Origin of the sequence: Streptomyces sp. NPDC101166, from assembly GCF_044768125.1 — a bacterium.
Classification (GTDB): domain Bacteria; phylum Actinomycetota; class Actinomycetes; order Streptomycetales; family Streptomycetaceae; genus Streptomyces.
In genome coordinates this window covers 1-1126 of the sequence record NZ_JBIWPF010000267.1, presented here as the reverse complement: position 1 = coordinate 1126, position 1126 = coordinate 1, and the positions used below count along the sequence as shown (strand labels likewise).

At 70.2% G+C, this 1126-nt stretch carries 1 protein-coding gene; it reads right to left on the bottom strand.

The window, feature by feature from the left end:
* Positions 1-1126, bottom strand: a 1126-nt coding sequence (locus ACIRS4_RS38270) for an ATP-binding protein (RefSeq protein ID WP_404204894.1), incomplete at both ends; no start/stop codon positions are given.

The following is a 1126-nucleotide window of genomic DNA, read 5'->3' as shown; positions in this document are numbered from 1 at the left end:
CAGGCATCCGCGCGGCTCGGAACTCAGCACCTCGATGGCTCGATTGATGCACGACACCGCGCGCGGGGGGTCGTCGCGATAGAGCGCCAGATCTCCCTCCGCATATGCGATCAAGGCTTGATTCAGGGGTGTGGGATCGCGCTCGGCGAGCACCCGCCCGTGGGCGAGCAGGGTGGCGGCCGTCTCGAGGTCCCATTGCCGCGTGGCCATGAATACGCTGGCGTGCAGCGCCCGGACCTGGTCGGTTGTGGAGCGCGCGCACGGATGGGCCAGGGCTCGCTCGAGCCAGCGGCGGCCTTCACCGAACAGGCCGCGGAAGCTCCAGAAGGTGAGGGACGCGGCGCTGATGCGCAGCCCCGCTTCGGCCGACTGCTCGGTCGGGTCGGTCATACAGAATTCGAGCGCTGCCCGGATATTGCCCTGCTCGCGGTCGAGCCGGGCCATCCAGTCGCATTGCCGGTCGCTGATCCAGTCGCCCTCGGCGTCGAGCACCAGCCGCCGGTACCAGTCCCGGTGCGCGCGCCGGAATTCCTCGTCCGCACCGGCCTCCCGCAGCTTGTCCTGCCCGTACTCCCGGACGGTGTCGAGCATCCGGAAGCGGACCGCGCCGTCGGGTTCCTCCCTGATCACCACCGATTTGTCCACCAGCGAGGACAGCACGTCGAGCAGTTCCGCCGCCTCGGCCTCGCCGCCGCACACCGCCTCGACGGCTTCGAGTTCGAAACCACCGGCGAACACCGACAACCGGGCCCACAGCCGCTGCTCGGCCGGGGTGCACAGCTCATAGCTCCAATCGATGCACCACCGCAGGGCCTGCTGCCGGGTCGGCGCGGTGCGGTGACCCCTGGTGAGCAGGGCGAACCGGTCGGTGAGCCGCTGCAGAATCTGGTCCGGCGACATCGTGCGCATGCGAGCCGCCGCGAGTTCGATCGCCAGGGGCAGACCGTCCAACCGGGCGCAGATCCCGGCCACCGCGGCCATGTTCTCCTCGGTCACCTCGAAGCCGGGCACGACCGTGCCGGCGCGATCGGCGAACAGCGTCACGGCGTCGTACTTGCGGAGCTGTCGCAGCGTCGGCTCGCGGTCGGCGGCGGGCACGCTCAGCGGCAGTAGTCGCTGCACCGCT